Raw genomic sequence first — 17,249 nt, 5'->3', positions numbered from 1 at the left:
CTCATCAATTTTCTGACTTTAATTTCTCAAATAAACTTCGAGTAATTTCTACCATCAATCAATGAAAATAATTTCGATCGATCAACCGGTAAAAATCCACACAAGTTGTTCTTCATAATCTCTTAATGATCTATCTTGCTCTTCGTCAGAGACAAGAAACAACAAGGCAATCTCAACAACTCAACGCTTCGCGCTTCGTTCGTTTCAACATATCTCGTTGGTATGCCGCGTATTCTATACAGTTTCTGAAGGGGCGCAACCCCTAAAATGATATATTTATCACGCATGTCTGTTTTTTCTACAAAATCAGTAAAAAACCATGTTTTTTAGTCATTTTTTATACTTTTCTGATGAAAAAATTGGTTTTTTTCAATTTTCTTGGAATTTTATATTTCAACTACCGCCATATATTATCAATCCATCACTTTTTTCTATGGCTATATCTATCTTCGAAATTTCTAATCCAAACATAAATACCCTTCACTTAAATCAAAGCTACACAAACAAGCCAACGACCTACCTGAATGCCCCTTACATATAAGTAAGCATATTTAAAACCCAGTATTCACTCTAGATACCAACTCAATTCCCCTTGAGACTTTTATTCTTATTTAGTGGACTGGCTTTATTAACCTTTGGTGTAGTTCTAGCTATTCGTCGAAAATACGCCATCCAATTATTGTTATGCTTATTGAGCTGTCTGATCACGGCTTTTGGAGTGTGCCTAGTGGTAAAAGGCAATTTAGTCTTCTTGGTTGGGGAAGGTTTGTATCAAGCATTTGCGATTCGTTTTAGTTTCAATTTCGGTTCATGCAAAACTTATGGCGATATTATTTTAGTTTTAATTGCAGTGGTCAGTGCTTCTTTATGCCTACATACGATTATTGAGGTGCTAGAAGGAACCATTATGACTGCCTTATGTTTCGGCAGCTTAGTCAAAATGATTTTACCCAAATTCAATTTTATTCACTTTAATACTGCAGCAATACTTATAACTTCTGAAAAATAACCACGCTCATCAAAATCTCCTTAAATAGGGGATTTTTTGCTATCTAGGTAGTGAAAAAAATCAGGTAAATTAAAATTGACTAAATTTTAGATAGAAAAAAAAGAAAGAGATCTCTCCCAAAACCTCTTCCTTGGAGTTGAATCTATAGTTCGATCCATGATGTCATTATTATAGTTATTGGTAAAAATTTAAAAAAGTCTCTTGGGGAAGAGACTTAAAACTGTGGAGCTTTTGTTATACACGTACCCTCTAGATATGTTTTCTACACAATGTCTAGATGGATAAATCCTATACATAAGCAAAAGAGAATGCAACAGATTTGGCAAAATTTAACTGTTGTTTTTATAAGGTTTTTTTTGAATTTGCTTATTCAAAATATTAATATACGATATAAAAAATAAAAGCAGGCCAAAGCCTGCTTTTATTTCAATAACTTAAATAAAAAATTCAAGAAACCATTAGTCGATGAAGGTCACTTTAGCGATTGCTTTTTTACCTGCCTGAATGATGTAAGTTTTGTTCTCGTTGACCGAGAAACCAGCATCAACCACTTCCCAATCCACTTTTACAGCACCACGCGCCACGGCATCTTTGGCCTGTGCGGCATTTTTGGTTAAACCGGCAGTACGTAAAATAGAAGCAATAAACATTTCACCGCCAAATTCAGCACGTGAAATGGTCACTTCTGGGGTGCCTTCAGGCAATTCACCTTCAGTAATGATATTGCCTGCACCTTTATGTGCATTCTCAGCTGCTTCCGCACCATGGAAACGCTCTACCAACTCTAATGCAAGGATCTTCTTAATCTCTTGAGGATTACGACCTTCTTGCATTTCTTTTAATAACACTGCAATTTCATCCAGTGATTTAAAGCTGAGTAGATCAAAATAACGCTCGATCAAAGAATCCGGCATTGAAAGTACTTTTTGGTACATCGCGCCTGGTGCATCAAATACGCCAATATAATTCCCTAAAGATTTAGACATTTTATTCACGCCATCTAAACCTTCAAGAATAGGCACTGTAATGCAGACTTGCGCTTCCTGATCATAACGACCTTGTAGCGTACGACCCATCAACAAGTTAAAGGTCTGGTCTGTACCACCTAGCTCCACATCTGCTTCAAGCGCAATTGAGTCATAACCCTGTACCAATGGATATAAGAATTCATGAATCGCAATCGGCTGATGGTTGTTATAACGCTTGGTAAAGTCATCACGTTCAAGCATACGCGCCACAGTTTGCTGAGACGCCAATTGAATGAGATCGGCTGCGGTTTTTTGTGCAAACCATTCAGAGTTAAAACGAACTTTGGTTTTATTCGGATCAAGGATTTTAAAGACTTGTTCTTGATAAGTTTTTGCATTTTCCAACACTTGTTCACGCGACAATGGCGGACGTGTTGCACTTTTACCTGTCGGGTCGCCAATCATGGCAGTGTAGTCACCAATCAGGAAAGTCACTTCATGACCCAAATCCTGGAACACTTTTAGCTTATTAATCAGTACAGTATGACCTAAATGTAAGTCAGGTGCTGTTGGGTCAAAACCCGCTTTAATTTTTAAAGGACGATTTTCTTTGAGTTTCTTTAACAGATCCTCTTCAGAAATAATCTCATGAGTGCCTCGTTGGATGAGGGCAAGTTGTTCTTCAGCCGGCAGGAAATTTGACATCACAAAACCCAATACATCAGTTATACAATTTGTGCGATATACTAACACTTTTTCAGCATAATGCAGGCTTAACTATCATCATGACAGCGATCTATATTGGGGTAATGACCGGCACCAGCATGGATGGCGTTGACATTGTGGCTGCTTCATTTGATCCATTGCAGCTTCATGCCACCCTCACCTTGCCATTCGATTTGGACTTACGTGATGAACTGATGGCGCTGACTTTACCCGGTGACAACGAAATTGATCGCATGGGCAAAGCAGATGTTGCTTTAGCGCAAATGATTGGTGGTGGCATTAATGAGCTGATTGAAAAGAACCAGCTAGATCGTAGCCAGATTAAAGCCATTGGTTCACATGGACAAACCATTCGCCACCGTCCTGAACATGGTTTTACCTTGCAAATTGGCGATCCCAATATCATTACTGAAATGACCCAGATTCCAGTAATTTCAGATTTCCGACGTCGTGATATGGCTGCTGGTGGTCAAGGTGCACCTTTAGTTCCTGCATTTCATCAAGCCTTATTTCAACACCCAAGCATTCACCGTGTAATTTTAAATTTGGGTGGCATTGCCAATGTCAGCATGTTACCTGCAGGTAATCCAGATGCTGTATATGGTTTTGATACTGGACCTGCCAATATTTTGATGGATGCCTGGTGTCATCGTTATACCGGTCAGCCTTATGATGAAAACGGTAACTGGGCAGCATACGGTCAACCGATTCGAAGCCTGCTCGATCGTTTACAAGGCCATGAATATTTTTCTAAAGAACCGCCGAAAAGTACCGGTCGTGAAGACTTCAACCTAGAATGGTTAGATGAACAAATTTCCGACTGGCGCAATGATCTTGAATATAACGAGTTAGAAGATACCCCTGAAAATGTTCAGGCAACCTTATTAAAACTCACCACACGGGCGATTAAAAAAGCCATTTACCGTTCCGACATGGATACCGGTGAAGTCTATGTTTGTGGTGGTGGGGCCTACAACTCACATTTACTCGAGCAATTGCGCTGGCGTTTGCGCAAACACAATTGGTCAGTACAAACTACCTCTGCAATTGGTTTAGCGCCTACATGGGTTGAAGCCACTGCTTTTGCATGGCTAGCGATGCGTTTTATGAATCAGCAAAGTGGCAACCTACCGACCGTCACAGGTGCGGCAGGCTATCGTGTTTTAGGTACCATTACATCGATTTAAATCAGATCAATCTCAATGAGATCAAAATGCCTGATGACCGTTTCAGGCATTTGGATCCGATCCTATTGCCATTCCATTCAAATACCAAAAGCATACTCAGCTCCAATCGAAGCAAGTTTTACAAATTATCTCAATTCAATATCTTTATTTTGATGAGTTTGCTCGCTCCACCCCATGAGATTCAAGGCAATCTCTATTTTCTTATTCAAAATGAGTCCAAAAGAACGCTAACGCCCTCGCGATAGATAAAACCATGCCGGACATTAAATACGAGCACGATAAACTTTCTAGATGCAGTTTTGCTATAGAGCTTGTACGCAGTGTTACAACCATATCAAGTATGCTAATTCGCAATCCGATCAATTTTACGAGTCCATGATTGATCACGACCTTTATAAAAACTCAGCCTCTCAAGATAAATCAGTTGGCACCACTTAGGTGCATAGCGACTATCGATTAAGCGAATAATGCAATTTCAAGCACTTAAACTCACAGAATTTTCTCTCATGTTGAAATATTCAACATCAATGTTATAGCAAGTCTTACAGCTGTAGGCGAATAGATCAAGCATAGTCCATAATGGGCAAATACGAATGAAAAAGGTTAGATTCATGAAAGCAATCATTGTACAAAAACCAGGTGGTTTTGATCGTTTACACGTACAAGAACAAGCTGAAATTTCTGCACCACAAGCAGGTGAAATTCAGGTTGATATTCGTGCCAATTCATTGAACTTCCATGACCTATTGGTTGCTCGTGGTGATTTCCCAACAGAAGAAGGCCGTATCTTACTGTCTGATGGTGCAGGTGTTGTAACCTCAGTGGGTGAAGGTGTCACTGAATTTAAAGTGGGTGATCATGTCGTATCGTGTTTCTTTCCAACATGGCAAGATGGCCCAGCGACCCTCTCTGACTTTGCGACTGTTCCAGGGGACGGTGTTCAGGGCTATGCACTTGATAAAGTCAATGCACCTGCGACAGCGTTCACGCTTTCGCCAAAACAATATAACCATGAAGAAGCAGCTACACTCACCACAGCAGGCTTAACAGCTTGGCGTGCACTTGTCGTCGATGGCCATCTACAAGCAGGACAAACGGTTTTAGTTTTAGGAACAGGCGGTGTTTCGATTTTTGCTTTAAAAATGGCGAAATCAATGGGTGCAAAAGTCATTGCAACCACATCTTCAGACCAAAAGAAACAGAAGCTTTTGGAACTCGGTGCCGATCACGTCATTAATTACCGCGATGAAGCAAATTGGGGTGATAAAGTGCTTGAACTCACCCATGGTCAAGGTGCTGATATTGTCGTTGAAGTCGGTGGTCCAGCAACATTGGCACAATCGATTCGCGCATGTAAAGTCGGCGGTCATATCGCACTGATTGGTGTACTCACAGGTTATGCGGGTGAAATCCCAACCGTTGAACTCATGGCAAAACAATTATCAATCAAAGGCTTAATTGTTGGTAGTCGTACTCACCAAAAAGAAATGATCCAAGCCCTTGAAACATATGATTGGAAGCCTGTGATCGACACGGTATTTAGCCTTGATCAATTATCTGAAGCATTCAAGTATCAAGAAACGGGTAAGCACTTTGGTAAAATTTGTATTCGTCACGATTAATACGTCGAATGAGAAATTGAGTGCAATAAATAAAAAGGTCTGCATGTGCAGACCTTTTTATTTCTAAAACATTCTTATTTCATCATTTTCTGCGCATTTTCATTTCGAAATGCACGTAAAATTTGTTGACCTGCACGACCTGTTGGACTCAAGCCTAAACGATTTTGTTCTTGGCGAATTGCTTGACGGGTTTTATCGCCAATTAAGCCATCGGCTGCACCAATCGCATAACCTTTATTCAGTAAAAACTGCTGAATTTCACGTCGTTCTGCGCGCGATGTTCCTGCATCATCAGTTGGCCAGGCTTTGCTAAATCCGCCCTGACCCTGTAAACGATCAGACAAATGTGCAATCGCCAACGCATAACTTTCCGCAGCGTTATAACTATATATAGCATCGAAATTTTTAAAGACTAAAAATACCGGACCATTTGCACCTGCAGGTGCCATCAATCCAGCTGAACTGCTGTCAGATAAATTCCCTTGTATTAATGGACTGCCATCGGCACGAACCACACCACGACTCACCCAGCTACTTAATGACTTTTTATTGCGACGTCCTTCATCACTAATCGACATACCTTCCGGTATACGAACTTCAAAGCCCCACGGCATTCCGGTTTGCCAGCCGCGTTTTTTCAAGAAATTAGCCGTTGAAGCCAAAGCATCTGTGGTGCTAGAAACCAAATCGCGACGACCATCGCCATCAAAATCAACCGCAAGCTCTTCGTAAGTTGAAGGCATAAACTGGGTATGGCCAAATGCCCCAGCCCACGAGCCTTTCATTTGCTGCTCGGTTAAATCACCACGTTGTAAAATTCGCATCGTGGTAAAGAATTCTCCACGGAAATAACTTTGACGACGACCTTCACAACTTAAAGTACCCAAAGCCTGCAATAAAGGATAACTTCCGGCAATATCACCAAAATTACTTTCTACACCCCAAACTGCCACCACTGTTTCAGCAGGAACACCATAAGTTGCTGCAACGCGATTAAGTACATCTCGATGCAGGGCTAATTTTTGACGTCCCAGTTGCACCCGCTCTTCATCCACCAGACCGGATAAATAATCCCAAATTGGGGTAGAAAATTCAGGTTGATAATTTAGTTTTTCAATGACGGAATAATCAGGCGTTAAATTTTGCGTATAGCGGTCATAGGTCGACCCATTCACACCAGAAGTTATGGCTTGAGTACGTAAATTGGCAATACATTGCTGAAAATTATTTTGCGGGCTAAAAATTTGATTTGTAGGCGTAGTTGAAGTCACTGTGACACGTTGGCCATTAATAATCAGCTCAGCATTGGCTTGAGTCATTGCAAGAAAAACTGAACCTAAAACGAAAGCTAAGCGACGCATAGTATCCCTGATGGCATTTGAATTTAAATTATGTTTTTACCATACCACCATCAGTCGTTAATTTCTGAATCAAATCGTAAATTTAAATTCATTTTCCTTCATTTTAAATTCATATTCTGTTTTTAAATTTAAAAAGTTATCCACAATCCATATTTTTAAAACTTTTAAATTCAAAAAACACTCAAAATATGAATTTAAATTTAAACCGCGTTTTTTAAATTCAAACAGGTTGTGGATAAGTTAATTTCTTTTATTTCTATGCTCTTAAATGCATAAAACTTTAAATTCAAAAGTCTGTTTTTAAATTTAAAAGTTTAAATTCATATCACCAGATATAACTTTGAATTCATATTTTTTAAATTCAAATACACTAGTTTGAATTTAAATTCATATTGCTTTGAATTTATTTTTTATCTTTTGAATTTAAAAATTTCTGCATCGTTTTACAGCAGTAAAACTGAAATACAGCACAATTCTATTTGTTTTTTTTATGCAGCCTATTTATAAAGGATTGTACAATTTACATACAGTTATTTTTTATTCTATTCCGATAAACGGTGCATAAGCTCAAAAGAGGCGCAATCATGCCCGAACTTCAGGCATAAAAAAAGCGGTCATTGGCATGACCGCTTTTTTATCATTCAATCGAAGGATTAAATGCTCATATCTTGAGTCAATGCCAAAGGTTCTGGCAAGATTTTCGCCAATTGACGGCATAAAGTGGTTAATTCAGCGCTATCGTTTGGCATCAGAGTGATATGACCAATTTTACGGCCTGTACGTTCAGTTTTGTTGTACAGGTGCAAATGTGCGCCATTTAAAGCCAAGACATCTTCAGATTTCGGATGCTTGCCAATAATATTCACCATCACTGTTGGACGAACCACTTCAGTTGAACCGAGAGGTAAACCCGCAACCGCACGAATGTGGTTTTCAAACTGCGAGCAGACAGCACCTTCAATTGACCAGTGACCTGAGTTATGCACACGTGGTGCCATCTCATTAGCATACAAGCCTTTATCAGTCACAAACAACTCAAGCGTCAACACACCGACATAATTCAAATGATTAAGCAGGCGAGTGATGTAGTCTTGCGCCACAGGTTGTAAATCTGCACTGTTCGGTGCAGGAACAATCGAATGCGATAAAATGCCGTTGTGGTGATGGTTTTCGGCCAAAGGCCACGTTTTCACGTCACCGTTTTGACCACGTACCGCAATAATCGATACTTCACGCGAAAACGTCACAAAGCTTTCAGCAATCAGTGAACCCGCAGGCCCAAGTTCCGCCCATGCTTGTTCAATTTGATCTGCAGTACGAAGAACGAATTGACCTTTACCGTCATAGCCGCCAGTAGCTGTTTTTAAAACAATCGGTAAACCTAATTCAGCCACCGCAGCTTTTAAACTGTCTAAAGAATTGACTGCTTTATACGGCGCAACAGGAATATCGAGTTGATCGAATAAAGCTTTTTCAAGCAAACGGTTTTGCGCAGTGGCCAAAGCCTGACGTGGCGGATGCAATTCTTTTTGCTTGGTTAAAACATCAACATCTGCAAGCGGTGTATTTTCAAACTCTAGGCTGAAAACATCTGCACTTTCGATGAACTGTTGTAAGCCATTTTCAGCTTTGCTTGAGATCACCTGACCCATCGCGGCGGAAGGGCAATCTGTATTGGCTTCAAAGAAGGTGCATTGAATATTCAGCGGTAGGGCAGCTTGTGCCATCATACGGCCGAGTTGACCACCACCAAAAATACCGATGGTTTTATCCATAACGTGTGTCCCGTTTTAAGCTTGGCTTTAGATTTGACCCGGAATATTTTTGCTCGCCACTTTTTCAGTTTGCGCAGCACGGAATTCAGCAACATTTTTTGCAATTTCAGGACGTGTTAAACCTAAAATTTGTGCTGCCATAATCGCGGCATTGGTTGCACCAGCAGGACCAATCGCCAATGTACCTACTGCGATACCTGCAGGCATTTGTACGATTGAAAGCAATGAATCTACACCATTCAAGATTGAAGATTTTACTGGAACGCCTAATACAGGTAGATCAGTTTTTGCTGCACACATACCTGGTAAATGCGCTGCGCCACCGGCACCGGCAATAATCACCTGAATACCACGATCACGTGCTGTTTCGGCATATTCGAATAAACGGTCTGGCGTACGATGCGCAGAAACAACTTCCGCTTCAAATGAGACGCCAAGTTGTTTAAGCATATTGGCAGTGTGTTCGAGAGTTGCCCAATCAGATTGAGAACCCATGATAATTCCAACGAGAGGTTGAGTGTCTGCAGCAGCCGCATTCATTGCAAATATTCCATAAACGAATGTAAGGAAGGATAAATCTCGACAAATGCCAAGCTTTAAATGAATCACAAGCCCGATATTATAGACTGATTTTTCATCTCACCAAAATTTAACAGCTCAAGCAGGCTGATATTTTCAGTATTTTTTATAGAAATAGATAAAAACAGGGCAGTGCTCAGTTTATTGACTACGAAAGACAAAATAAATACAGCCCACTAAACATAGACCTGCCCACAAATAATCCAGTTTAAAAGGTTGTTTAAAAAGAAAAATCATAAAAGGCACGAACACCAGCAACGTCACCACTTCTTGGGTAATTTTCATTTGTCCCACAGCCCAGCCTTGTTGTGCAAGCAACCGAGTTGCAGGAATCATAAAACTGTATTCCAGTAGCGCAATCACCCAGCCAAATAAAATCGCTTGCCAAAGCGGTGCACCATGTAAAAACTTCAAATGACCATACCAAGCCAAGGTCATAAAACAGTTAGAAATAATTAAAAGCAGCAGCGGAAAGAACATAGTCAATTTATCTGGAATAATCGTGAATATTTTACGTTTTTCCACTGAAAAAGCATGTCATTTTATCCATGATTTTTCCAGCAAACCCTACACCTCTAACAGCGATATAAAACGCATGATGCAATCCCATAAATAGATACAAGAAAGACTATCTTTTCCGCAAAACCCTTGATATCGTTGCTTTCAAATTGAATCAATAATGACACCACCAACAACACCGTGATGTGTCAAAAAAGCAGTGGAGTTAAAACGAATGCATCTGCATATTTTGGGTATCTGTGGCACCTTTATGGGTTCGCTGGCATTATTAGCACGTGATTTAGGACATAAGGTGACGGGTTCAGATGCGAACGTCTATCCACCCATGTCGACCCAACTGGAAAATGCAGGTATTACCTTAATGCAAGGCTATGACCGTAGCCATTTGCAGCCACATCCAGATTTGGTGATTGTCGGAAATGCCATGAAACGTGGCATTGATGCTGTGGAATATATGCTGAATGAAGGTTTACCGTATATTTCAGGTCCGCAATTTTTAGCAGATCACGTATTACAAGGTAAGCATGTCCTTGGCGTAGCCGGTACGCATGGTAAAACTACCACAACGACTATGCTCGCCTGGGTACTTGATCAGGCCGGTTTAAACCCTGGTTTCTTGATTGGTGGCGTACCACTCGGTTTTAGTGAAAGTGCACGTTTAGGTGGTGGTAAATACTTCTGTGTAGAAGCGGATGAATACGATTCTGCATTCTTCGACAAGCGTTCCAAGTTTGTGCATTACCATCCTAAAACGGCGATTTTAAATAACCTTGAATTTGACCATGCCGATATCTTTGATGATCTGGCTGCAATTCAAAAACAATTCCATCATCTGGTACGTACCATTCCAAGTGAAGGCCGCATTATTGCACCAATTACTGAAACCAATATTGATGAAGTTTTGGACATGGGCTGCTGGACACCTGTGGTTCGCACTTCATTGGATGCCAATGAGAAAGCCTCACTTTCTGCGGAACAACTCTCTGCTGATGGTTCACACTTTAAAGTGTTAGAAAATGGCGTGGTTAAAGGCATTGTTAAATGGAACATGACCGGTCAGCACTCTGTCGCCAATGCCTTGGCGACCATTGCGGCTGCTGAACATGTTGGCATTTCAATTGAAACGGCTTGTGAAGCATTGTCAAACTTTGGCGGTGTAAAACGTCGTATGGAATTGCTTGATACTGTGAAAGGTATTGAAGTTTATGACGACTTTGCCCATCACCCAACCGCGATTGAAACTACGCTAGACGGCGCACGTAAACGCTTAGGCGAACGTAAACTTTGGGCAATTATTGAACCGCGCTCAAACACCATGCGTATGGGGAGTCATAAAGATGGCTTGGCCCATTCTGCACGTTTGGCCGATGAAGTGATTTGGTATCAACCTGAAGGTCTGGACTGGGATTTACAACCGGTGATTGACGCTGCACCAAATAAAGCAGTTGTTGCGCGTTCACTGGATGACATCATTAATACAGTAAGCAGTGAAGCAGGCGAGGGCGATGCTGTGGTGATTATGTCGAATGGCGGTTTTGGCGGTTTACATCAGAAGTTGATTACGGCGTTGAAAGCGTAAGATTGAAGTATGAAGAAGCCCGCGAAGCGGGCTTTTTTTAGGCTAATAATTTATTAACTTGAACTTTCCAAGATTGGTCATGAATAATTCTTTCTTTAAATAAATCATTAGCTAATATTTCTGTTTTAGATAATTTGGACAAATCTTTCCACTTAGAGTGTTCAAATACATATGTTGCATTATTTGGATTATCACTTTCTAAAACTGATATTCCTTTAGATGGAAAGTTATAAACGACATAACCTTTGTACCCACCAAAACCTAATACAATTTCATCAGGCCCAAAATTATGAATTTCAGACATTCTTTTTTCTATCACAGGTCGAATTGAAGGCTTCAATTTTGGTGATAAGGATTTCCTTATTGCTTCTTCCATTTCTAATTTTGTACCTTTCGGCAAAATGACCCAATTAACAAAATGCATTTTGGTTGGCAAAGCCACAAAACCATCTTTAGCTGGAATATGGATATCTAATTCACTACCAAAGACTTCAAGCGCTAAATTCACTTTATGTATAAATAATTCATCACTATCAATAGGATCAATTTTTATAAAGAAAAATAGTTCCTTATCATTCTCAATACATAGAACTGGAATATTCTGTGCTGCAATAGTTTCTCTTGGATAACGTTCATATGTTCTAGTAATAAAATCTGAAACTGTAGTTCGACTATCCCTACCATCAAACTGAGATCTAGTAGTCCAAAAAGAACGTGTTACTTTTTCTTTCGGCAAGTCTTTACGAATAATTTCTCTACCATCTGCATTTCTTCTACTAAATCTTCCTATTTTATTAGGTAAAAAACTCTCTCCATCCTTCCAATTCAATTTATCTGAAAATTTTTCAATATGTTTATCCTCTAAAGTTGATAACTTCACACCTAATAAAAAATCCTTTCCGAACTGAGACAAACTATCAGGAATTTTCCTAAAAGATTTCTGCTTAAACTTCATTAACAACCCCAAATAAAAATGTATATTTTTTATTCAATTGGTGTGAATAATATTTATTCAAGTAATTATTTAAATTATATTTTTTTAAAACCCAATATCTGCTGATCTTCTTACACAATTAAATTTAAGTAGCTAAATCCTCCAAATTCCAATCCCATCCAAACATCACAATGACATAACAAGTTTCAGGCATAGTTTTTAATCATTTTTATAAGAACTTCCCCCAAATAACCTGAAATAAAAGTTCGTATTGATAATTTTTTGTCTTTAACCAGTTCAGTCGTCATTAAACCAGATCATTATGTAAGCAAACCTGTCCACGTAATGACTTCATCAATTACTGTTGATAGCTTAGAGAGCGAAGCTCTGTGTATCCAATTAAACAAGCGACAAATACCGCAGAGCCTCCAATATACTTCTTTCATGCTACTGCTCATATTTGGTTAGACTCAATTTAAAGAAACAGGCTTCAATTTTGAGAAAAATTTAAAATATATCAATACGTAATGAAAGTAGGCGAATACTAAAAGGAATAAGCTGATGACAACAATGAAAGCAATGGTCTACTACGGCGAAAATGATATCCGTTTTGAAGACCGTCCCATCCCCCAGATTATTGATGCAACGGATGCGGTTATCCGGGTCACCAAAACCACCATTTGCGGTACAGATTTAGGCATCTGGAAAGGTAAAAACCCCGAAATTCAGGAAGAGGCCAAGAAGAAGACCGGTAAATTTGACGGTCGTATTTTAGGCCATGAAGGTATTGGTATCGTTGAAGAAGTCGGCTCGGCCGTCAAGAACGTTAAAAAAGGCGATCGGGTGATTATTTCCTGCGTCAGCCGCTGTGGGACTTGTGAAAATTGTCAGAAACAACTCTATGCTCACTGCCGTAACGGAGGTGGCTGGATTATGGGTTACATGATTGATGGTGCCCATGCAGAATATGTGCGGACTCCTTTTGCCGATACCTCTCTTTATCCCTTACCGGAAGGTTTAAACGAAGATATCGCCGTGTTTTTATCCGATGTATTACCGACCTCGCATGAAATTGGCGTTCGATATGGCGATGTCAAACCGGGGGATAGCATTGCAATCGTGGGAACAGGCCCGATCGGGATGGGTTGCTTACTGACCTCACAATTTTATTCACCCGCGCAAATTATTGCGGTAGATATGGATGATAACCGTCTCGCACTTGCAAAAGAACTAGGCGCAACGCATACCATTAATTCCGGCAAGGAAGATGCAATCGCACGTATTCTAGAGATTACCGAAGGTCGTGGTGTCGATTGTGCGATAGAGGCAGTGGGTGCAGAGGCAACATGGAATATATGCCAGAACGTGGTAAAAGAAGGCGGTCATATCGCCAATGTCGGTGTACATGGCAAGCCGGTTAATTTTGAACTGCAAAAGCTCTGGATTAAAAACCTGACCATCACCACTGGTTTGGTGAATACCAATACTACAGGCATGTTGCTGAAAACCTGCTGTTCCGGAAAACTGCCTTTGGAACGCTTGGCCAGCCATCACTTTAAATTTGCTGAATTTGAGAAAGCCTATGATGTGTTTAAACATGCCGCAGATGAGAATGCGATGAAGGTGATTATCGATCTTGCTTAATTGGCTCAAAAAACATAAATCTCCAAAATGATAAAAGCCCAAGTTTTTTGGGCTTTTTTAAATCACGACAAACTTAAGCCACAACATCTGCAAAGCTTTTGTCGCGTTTAAATATTACCTCGACATATGAACAGGTTGGGACAATTTTCAATCTTTTTTGACGTGCGAATTCCACTAAAACATCCAGCAACTGGCGTGCTACGCCATGTCCACGCAAGGCATCATCCACCCAAGTATGATTGGCGATAATTTGATGCTCACCTGTCCAGATATAACTGATTTCTGCAATCCGTTGACCTGAATCATTCAAAGTAAAAAATTCGCCTTTTTGACCATTATCATCATGTTGAAACTGCATCGCTATCCCTCAATTTTTTACTTGACTGAAATTAGAATACTTTAAAAATAACTTATTTCAACACATCATGAATAGATGAATCTTTATCAAAAACTGACTTGGCAAAAGGGCAGAGCGGAATGATTTTGACATTTTTCTCTCGTGCAAAAGCGACCACACGCTCAAGTAATTTGTTGCCCACACTTTGTCCACGCAGGGAATCATCTACATCGGTATGTTCAATAATAAATACGTTTTCACCCGCCCAGGTATAGACCATTTCCGCTAAATGTTGCCCATTGTCACCAATGTAAAATTCACCTTTTTTACCATCATCTTTTTGCTGAATTTCTAACATTTTTATTCTCTCATTTGGGCGAAGATGAATAAACATGCCATAAACGCTTGCTGAATATTGTTAAGTTTTTTGCTTTCTCTATATATGGTTAGCACTTTTGCTACTGAGGATTAAACTTAACAATTTTAAGCTTTAAGCCTAAACTTTAACGTTACTTCTCAAACCCTCTAACTATGTCATCCTTATCTTCTGAAATTCCACCCAATCCCACGCGGCAATGGATCAGTGTCATTACCTTAGCCTTTGCAGCCTTTATTTTTAATACCACCGAATTTATCCCCGTGGCATTGCTGAGTGATATTGGCCACAGTTTCAATATGCCAGCCACTGATGTCGGCATCATGATTACCCTCTATGCGTGGGTGGTTGCACCGATCTCATTACCGATGATGCTGATGACGCGCAATGTCGAACGCCGTTTTCTACTGATTGCTTTATTTGTCGTATTTATTCTCAGTCATGGCTTATCTTATTTTGCCTGGAACTTTAATGTGCTTTTAGCTAGCCGAATCGGGATTGCATTTTCCCATGCGCTGTTTTGGTCTATTACCGCCTCTTTAGCAGTACGTGTTGCGCCTAAAGGTAAAGAATTTCAGGCGCTGGGTTTACTGGCGACAGGTACAGCTTTAGCGATGGTCTTGGGGATTCCATTTGGTCGCATGATTGGCGAAGCCTATGGCTGGCGCAATACCTTTGCTCTAATTGCCATTGGCGCTGCAATCGTCTGTCTGACACTGGCAAAAACCTTACCCAAATTGCCCAGTGTCAATTCAGGTTCACTCAAAAGTATTGGCATTTTATTTAAACGCCCCAGCTTGGTGATCGTGTTTGTCTTGACCATTATCATCATTACTGCACAATTTACCGCATACAGTTATATCGAACCCTTTGCCTTAAATATTGCCCATTTTAGTTCTTCTCAGACCACCAGCTTATTACTCATTTACGGCGGTGCCGGTTTTATTGGGTCTTATCTGTTTGGTAAGTTTGGCAATAAATATCCCAAAATTGCGATTCCTTTAAGCAGTGCTTTATTGGCGATGTCCATGTTGCTACTGTTGCCACTTGCTCAAGGTTTTAACAGTTTGAGTGTGCTGAGCTTATTTTGGGGCATGAGTATTATTTGCTTTAGCTTGGCACTACAAGCTAAAACCCTCAACCTTGCATCGGATGCGACCGATGTCGCCATGGCGATTTATTCAGGCCTTTATAATGTCGGGATTGGCGCTGGGGCATTATTAGGTAGCGTGGTCACGGCCAATTATGGCTTAAGTCAGATTGGAATCGTGGGTGGCTTGGTTGCTGTTGTAGGTACAGTCTTGGCATTCATTTTGGTGCAACGTAAAGATTTTATTAAAATGTAAGTCGCTAGATAAAATTTGCACAATTCACATAAATATGCGATTCTTGCGCCACATTTGGATTAGATCCAAAACAAAATTGAGTTGAACAAGGGGAGTAGCCTCCTCCAAGCGTCCTTAGAAGTAATTCTAGCCGACGTGTCAGAATATCGTCATTACACTTTGCAAAAAGTCGGTATCTGAGCATCTGAAATTACCAAATATGGATATTCAGATGTAGGCAAGACCTTGATCATGTTGACACAGATGTTTATATCATCTGGCAACAGGTCAAGGTTTTTTTATGACCAGTTGTCGGATGTGGAGATTTTTTATGGAATCCATCGGCAACCCTGGGTTGTATCTGGCATTTTTTGCGATGGTGGCAGTGATGCTCATCGTCGACTTTATCGGCTTCAAAAATAAAGAAGACCAGCCCGTTAAAATTAGGTCAGCAGCCTACTGGAGCATTGCCTGGGTCAGTGTGTCCATACTGTTCGCTGGCGCTTTATGGCTGTATTTGCAGCAAACGGCGGGTATTGCCTTAGCCAATCAAAAAACCATGGAATACTTTGCAGGTTATCTGTTAGAGAAATCCCTCGCGATTGATAACGTATTTGTCTGGTTGATGATTTTTGCCGCCTTTGCCATTCCTCCAGCCTTGCAACGTAAAATTTTGCTCTATGGCGTACTGGGCGCCATTGTATTGCGCACCCTGTTTATTTTTATCGGTGCATGGTTCGTTCAGGAATTCTCTTGGGTGCTTTATATCTTCGGTGCCTTCCTGGTTTATACCGGCTTTAAGTTTCTTAGAGGCCACGAAGACAATCCCAATATTGAAGATATGGCTATATTGAAGTGGTTACGCAAACATATGCGTATTACCCCTCAGCTAGATGGGCATAACTTCTTTGTGCGTCAAAACGGTGTGTTATGGGCAACGCCACTATTTCTGGTGTTGATTTTGGTTGAAGGCTCAGATGTCATTTTCGCAGTCGACTCCATTCCGGCTATTTTCGCGGTCACCAGTGATCCCTTTATTGTCTTGACAGCCAACCTCATGGCGATCTTGGGTTTGCGTGCCATGTTCTTCTTGCTGGCAGGTGCAGCATCCAAAATGCATTACTTACCTTATGGCTTAGGAATTATCTTGCTGTTTATTGGTTTTAAAATGTTGATGCTCGATGTGTTCCATATGCCCATCTGGATATCACTCAGCTTTATTGTGATTGTACTGGCGATTACCGCGTGGTTATCAATTCGCTATAACAAGCAGCAAGAGCAACTGTAATCTTTAAATAAAATGATCCA

15 protein-coding genes are annotated in these 17,249 nt (G+C 40.4%); 7 read left to right on the top strand and 8 right to left on the bottom strand.

The genetic code is table 11. From position 1 onward, the window contains the following. Positions 1-727: 727 nt before the first annotated feature. The gene (locus B9T23_RS15755) at positions 728-1,009 is read left to right on the top strand and encodes a hypothetical protein (RefSeq protein ID WP_086194746.1); all 282 of its coding nucleotides are present in this window, start codon (positions 728-730) and stop codon (positions 1,007-1,009) included. A gap of 458 nt (positions 1,010-1,467) precedes the next feature. Here B9T23_RS15755 and tyrS read toward each other — a convergent pair whose 3' ends face one another. Beyond that, on the bottom strand, positions 1,468-2,682 hold the full coding sequence (gene tyrS, locus B9T23_RS15750) for a tyrosine--tRNA ligase (protein WP_067723842.1): 1,215 nt from the start codon (positions 2,680-2,682) through the stop codon (positions 1,468-1,470). An 80-nt stretch (positions 2,683-2,762) separates the two neighbouring features. Here tyrS and B9T23_RS15745 point away from each other — a divergent pair, with 80 nt between their 5' ends. Beyond that, entirely contained in the window at positions 2,763-3,890 is a 1,128-nt protein-coding gene (locus B9T23_RS15745) for an anhydro-N-acetylmuramic acid kinase (RefSeq protein ID WP_086194745.1), read from the top strand. A gap of 611 nt (positions 3,891-4,501) precedes the next feature. After that, positions 4,502-5,512, top strand: coding sequence for a zinc-dependent alcohol dehydrogenase family protein (locus B9T23_RS15740; protein ID WP_086194744.1), 1,011 nt, complete (start codon positions 4,502-4,504; stop codon positions 5,510-5,512). 74 nt (positions 5,513-5,586) lie between these two features. Here B9T23_RS15740 and B9T23_RS15735 read toward each other — a convergent pair whose 3' ends face one another. The 4 genes from B9T23_RS15735 to B9T23_RS15720 form a co-directional block, all read right to left on the bottom strand. Then, positions 5,587-6,873, bottom strand: coding sequence for a lytic murein transglycosylase (locus B9T23_RS15735; protein ID WP_086194743.1), 1,287 nt, complete (start codon positions 6,871-6,873; stop codon positions 5,587-5,589). A gap of 653 nt (positions 6,874-7,526) precedes the next feature. Then, complete coding sequence (locus tag B9T23_RS15730; protein ID WP_086194742.1) at positions 7,527-8,648, bottom strand: 5-(carboxyamino)imidazole ribonucleotide synthase; 1,122 nt, start codon at positions 8,646-8,648, stop codon at positions 7,527-7,529. Between the two features lie 27 nt (positions 8,649-8,675). Beyond that, positions 8,676-9,188 (bottom strand): 5-(carboxyamino)imidazole ribonucleotide mutase, encoded by a 513-nt coding sequence (purE, locus tag B9T23_RS15725; RefSeq protein ID WP_067723847.1) that lies wholly within the window; start codon positions 9,186-9,188, stop codon positions 8,676-8,678. 180 nt (positions 9,189-9,368) lie between these two features. Next, positions 9,369-9,707, bottom strand: a complete 339-nt coding sequence (locus B9T23_RS15720) for a DMT family protein (RefSeq protein WP_067723880.1) — start codon at positions 9,705-9,707, stop codon at positions 9,369-9,371. A gap of 253 nt (positions 9,708-9,960) precedes the next feature. On the opposite strand from B9T23_RS15720, the gene mpl reads away from it, so the two are divergent. Next, positions 9,961-11,325: a UDP-N-acetylmuramate:L-alanyl-gamma-D-glutamyl-meso-diaminopimelate ligase gene (gene mpl / locus B9T23_RS15715; protein ID WP_086194741.1), complete on the top strand. Its 1,365-nt coding sequence runs from the start codon at positions 9,961-9,963 to the stop codon at positions 11,323-11,325. Between the two features lie 37 nt (positions 11,326-11,362). On the opposite strand, the gene B9T23_RS15710 is transcribed toward mpl, so the two are convergent. After that, the gene (locus B9T23_RS15710; protein WP_086194740.1) at positions 11,363-12,280 is read right to left on the bottom strand and encodes a hypothetical protein; all 918 of its coding nucleotides are present in this window, start codon (positions 12,278-12,280) and stop codon (positions 11,363-11,365) included. A 540-nt stretch (positions 12,281-12,820) separates the two neighbouring features. Between B9T23_RS15710 and B9T23_RS15705 the strand changes: the two genes are divergently transcribed. Further along, positions 12,821-13,903, top strand: coding sequence for a zinc-dependent alcohol dehydrogenase family protein (locus B9T23_RS15705; RefSeq protein ID WP_067723849.1), 1,083 nt, complete (start codon positions 12,821-12,823; stop codon positions 13,901-13,903). A 73-nt stretch (positions 13,904-13,976) separates the two neighbouring features. Here B9T23_RS15705 and B9T23_RS15700 read toward each other — a convergent pair whose 3' ends face one another. Then, positions 13,977-14,261 carry a GNAT family N-acetyltransferase gene (locus tag B9T23_RS15700; protein WP_086194739.1) on the bottom strand — a complete coding sequence of 95 codons (285 nt, stop codon included), beginning with the start codon at positions 14,259-14,261 and terminating at the stop codon, positions 13,977-13,979. Positions 14,262-14,313: 52 nt separating this feature from the next. Next, positions 14,314-14,598 carry a GNAT family N-acetyltransferase gene (locus tag B9T23_RS15695; RefSeq protein ID WP_086194738.1) on the bottom strand — a complete coding sequence of 95 codons (285 nt, stop codon included), beginning with the start codon at positions 14,596-14,598 and terminating at the stop codon, positions 14,314-14,316. A 173-nt stretch (positions 14,599-14,771) separates the two neighbouring features. Between B9T23_RS15695 and B9T23_RS15690 the strand changes: the two genes are divergently transcribed. After that, a complete protein-coding gene (locus B9T23_RS15690) occupies positions 14,772-15,962 on the top strand; it encodes a sugar transporter (RefSeq protein ID WP_086194737.1) in 1,191 nt (396 codons plus the stop codon). 310 nt (positions 15,963-16,272) lie between these two features. Beyond that, positions 16,273-17,229, top strand: coding sequence for a TerC family protein (locus B9T23_RS15685; protein WP_086194736.1), 957 nt, complete (start codon positions 16,273-16,275; stop codon positions 17,227-17,229). Positions 17,230-17,249 lie beyond the last annotated feature (20 nt).

Origin of the sequence: Acinetobacter terrae (genome assembly GCF_002135195.1) — a bacterium.
Taxonomy (GTDB): Bacteria; Pseudomonadota; Gammaproteobacteria; order Pseudomonadales; family Moraxellaceae; genus Acinetobacter; species Acinetobacter terrae.
Note: the sequence above shows the minus strand (reverse complement) of the source record. Positions and strands in the feature narration are given on the sequence as shown.

Excerpts from the sequence above, each read along its gene's own strand:
- tyrS (WP_067723842.1), bottom strand. The coding sequence starts at position 2,682 with ATGTCAAATTTCCTGCCGGCTGAAGAACAACTTGCCCTCATCCAACGA.
- B9T23_RS15745 (WP_086194745.1), top strand. The coding sequence starts at position 2,763 with ATGACAGCGATCTATATTGGGGTAATGACCGGCACCAGCATGGATGGC.
- B9T23_RS15740 (WP_086194744.1), top strand. The coding sequence starts at position 4,502 with ATGAAAGCAATCATTGTACAAAAACCAGGTGGTTTTGATCGTTTACAC.
- B9T23_RS15735 (WP_086194743.1), bottom strand. The coding sequence starts at position 6,873 with ATGCGTCGCTTAGCTTTCGTTTTAGGTTCAGTTTTTCTTGCAATGACT.
- B9T23_RS15730 (WP_086194742.1), bottom strand. The coding sequence starts at position 8,648 with ATGGATAAAACCATCGGTATTTTTGGTGGTGGTCAACTCGGCCGTATG.
- purE (WP_067723847.1), bottom strand. The coding sequence starts at position 9,188 with ATGAATGCGGCTGCTGCAGACACTCAACCTCTCGTTGGAATTATCATG.
- B9T23_RS15720 (WP_067723880.1), bottom strand. The coding sequence starts at position 9,707 with ATGTTCTTTCCGCTGCTGCTTTTAATTATTTCTAACTGTTTTATGACC.
- mpl (WP_086194741.1), top strand. The coding sequence starts at position 9,961 with ATGCATCTGCATATTTTGGGTATCTGTGGCACCTTTATGGGTTCGCTG.
- B9T23_RS15710 (WP_086194740.1), bottom strand. The coding sequence starts at position 12,280 with ATGAAGTTTAAGCAGAAATCTTTTAGGAAAATTCCTGATAGTTTGTCT.
- B9T23_RS15705 (WP_067723849.1), top strand. The coding sequence starts at position 12,821 with ATGACAACAATGAAAGCAATGGTCTACTACGGCGAAAATGATATCCGT.
- B9T23_RS15700 (WP_086194739.1), bottom strand. The coding sequence starts at position 14,261 with ATGCAGTTTCAACATGATGATAATGGTCAAAAAGGCGAATTTTTTACT.
- B9T23_RS15695 (WP_086194738.1), bottom strand. The coding sequence starts at position 14,598 with ATGTTAGAAATTCAGCAAAAAGATGATGGTAAAAAAGGTGAATTTTAC.
- B9T23_RS15690 (WP_086194737.1), top strand. The coding sequence starts at position 14,772 with ATGTCATCCTTATCTTCTGAAATTCCACCCAATCCCACGCGGCAATGG.
- B9T23_RS15685 (WP_086194736.1), top strand. The coding sequence starts at position 16,273 with ATGGAATCCATCGGCAACCCTGGGTTGTATCTGGCATTTTTTGCGATG.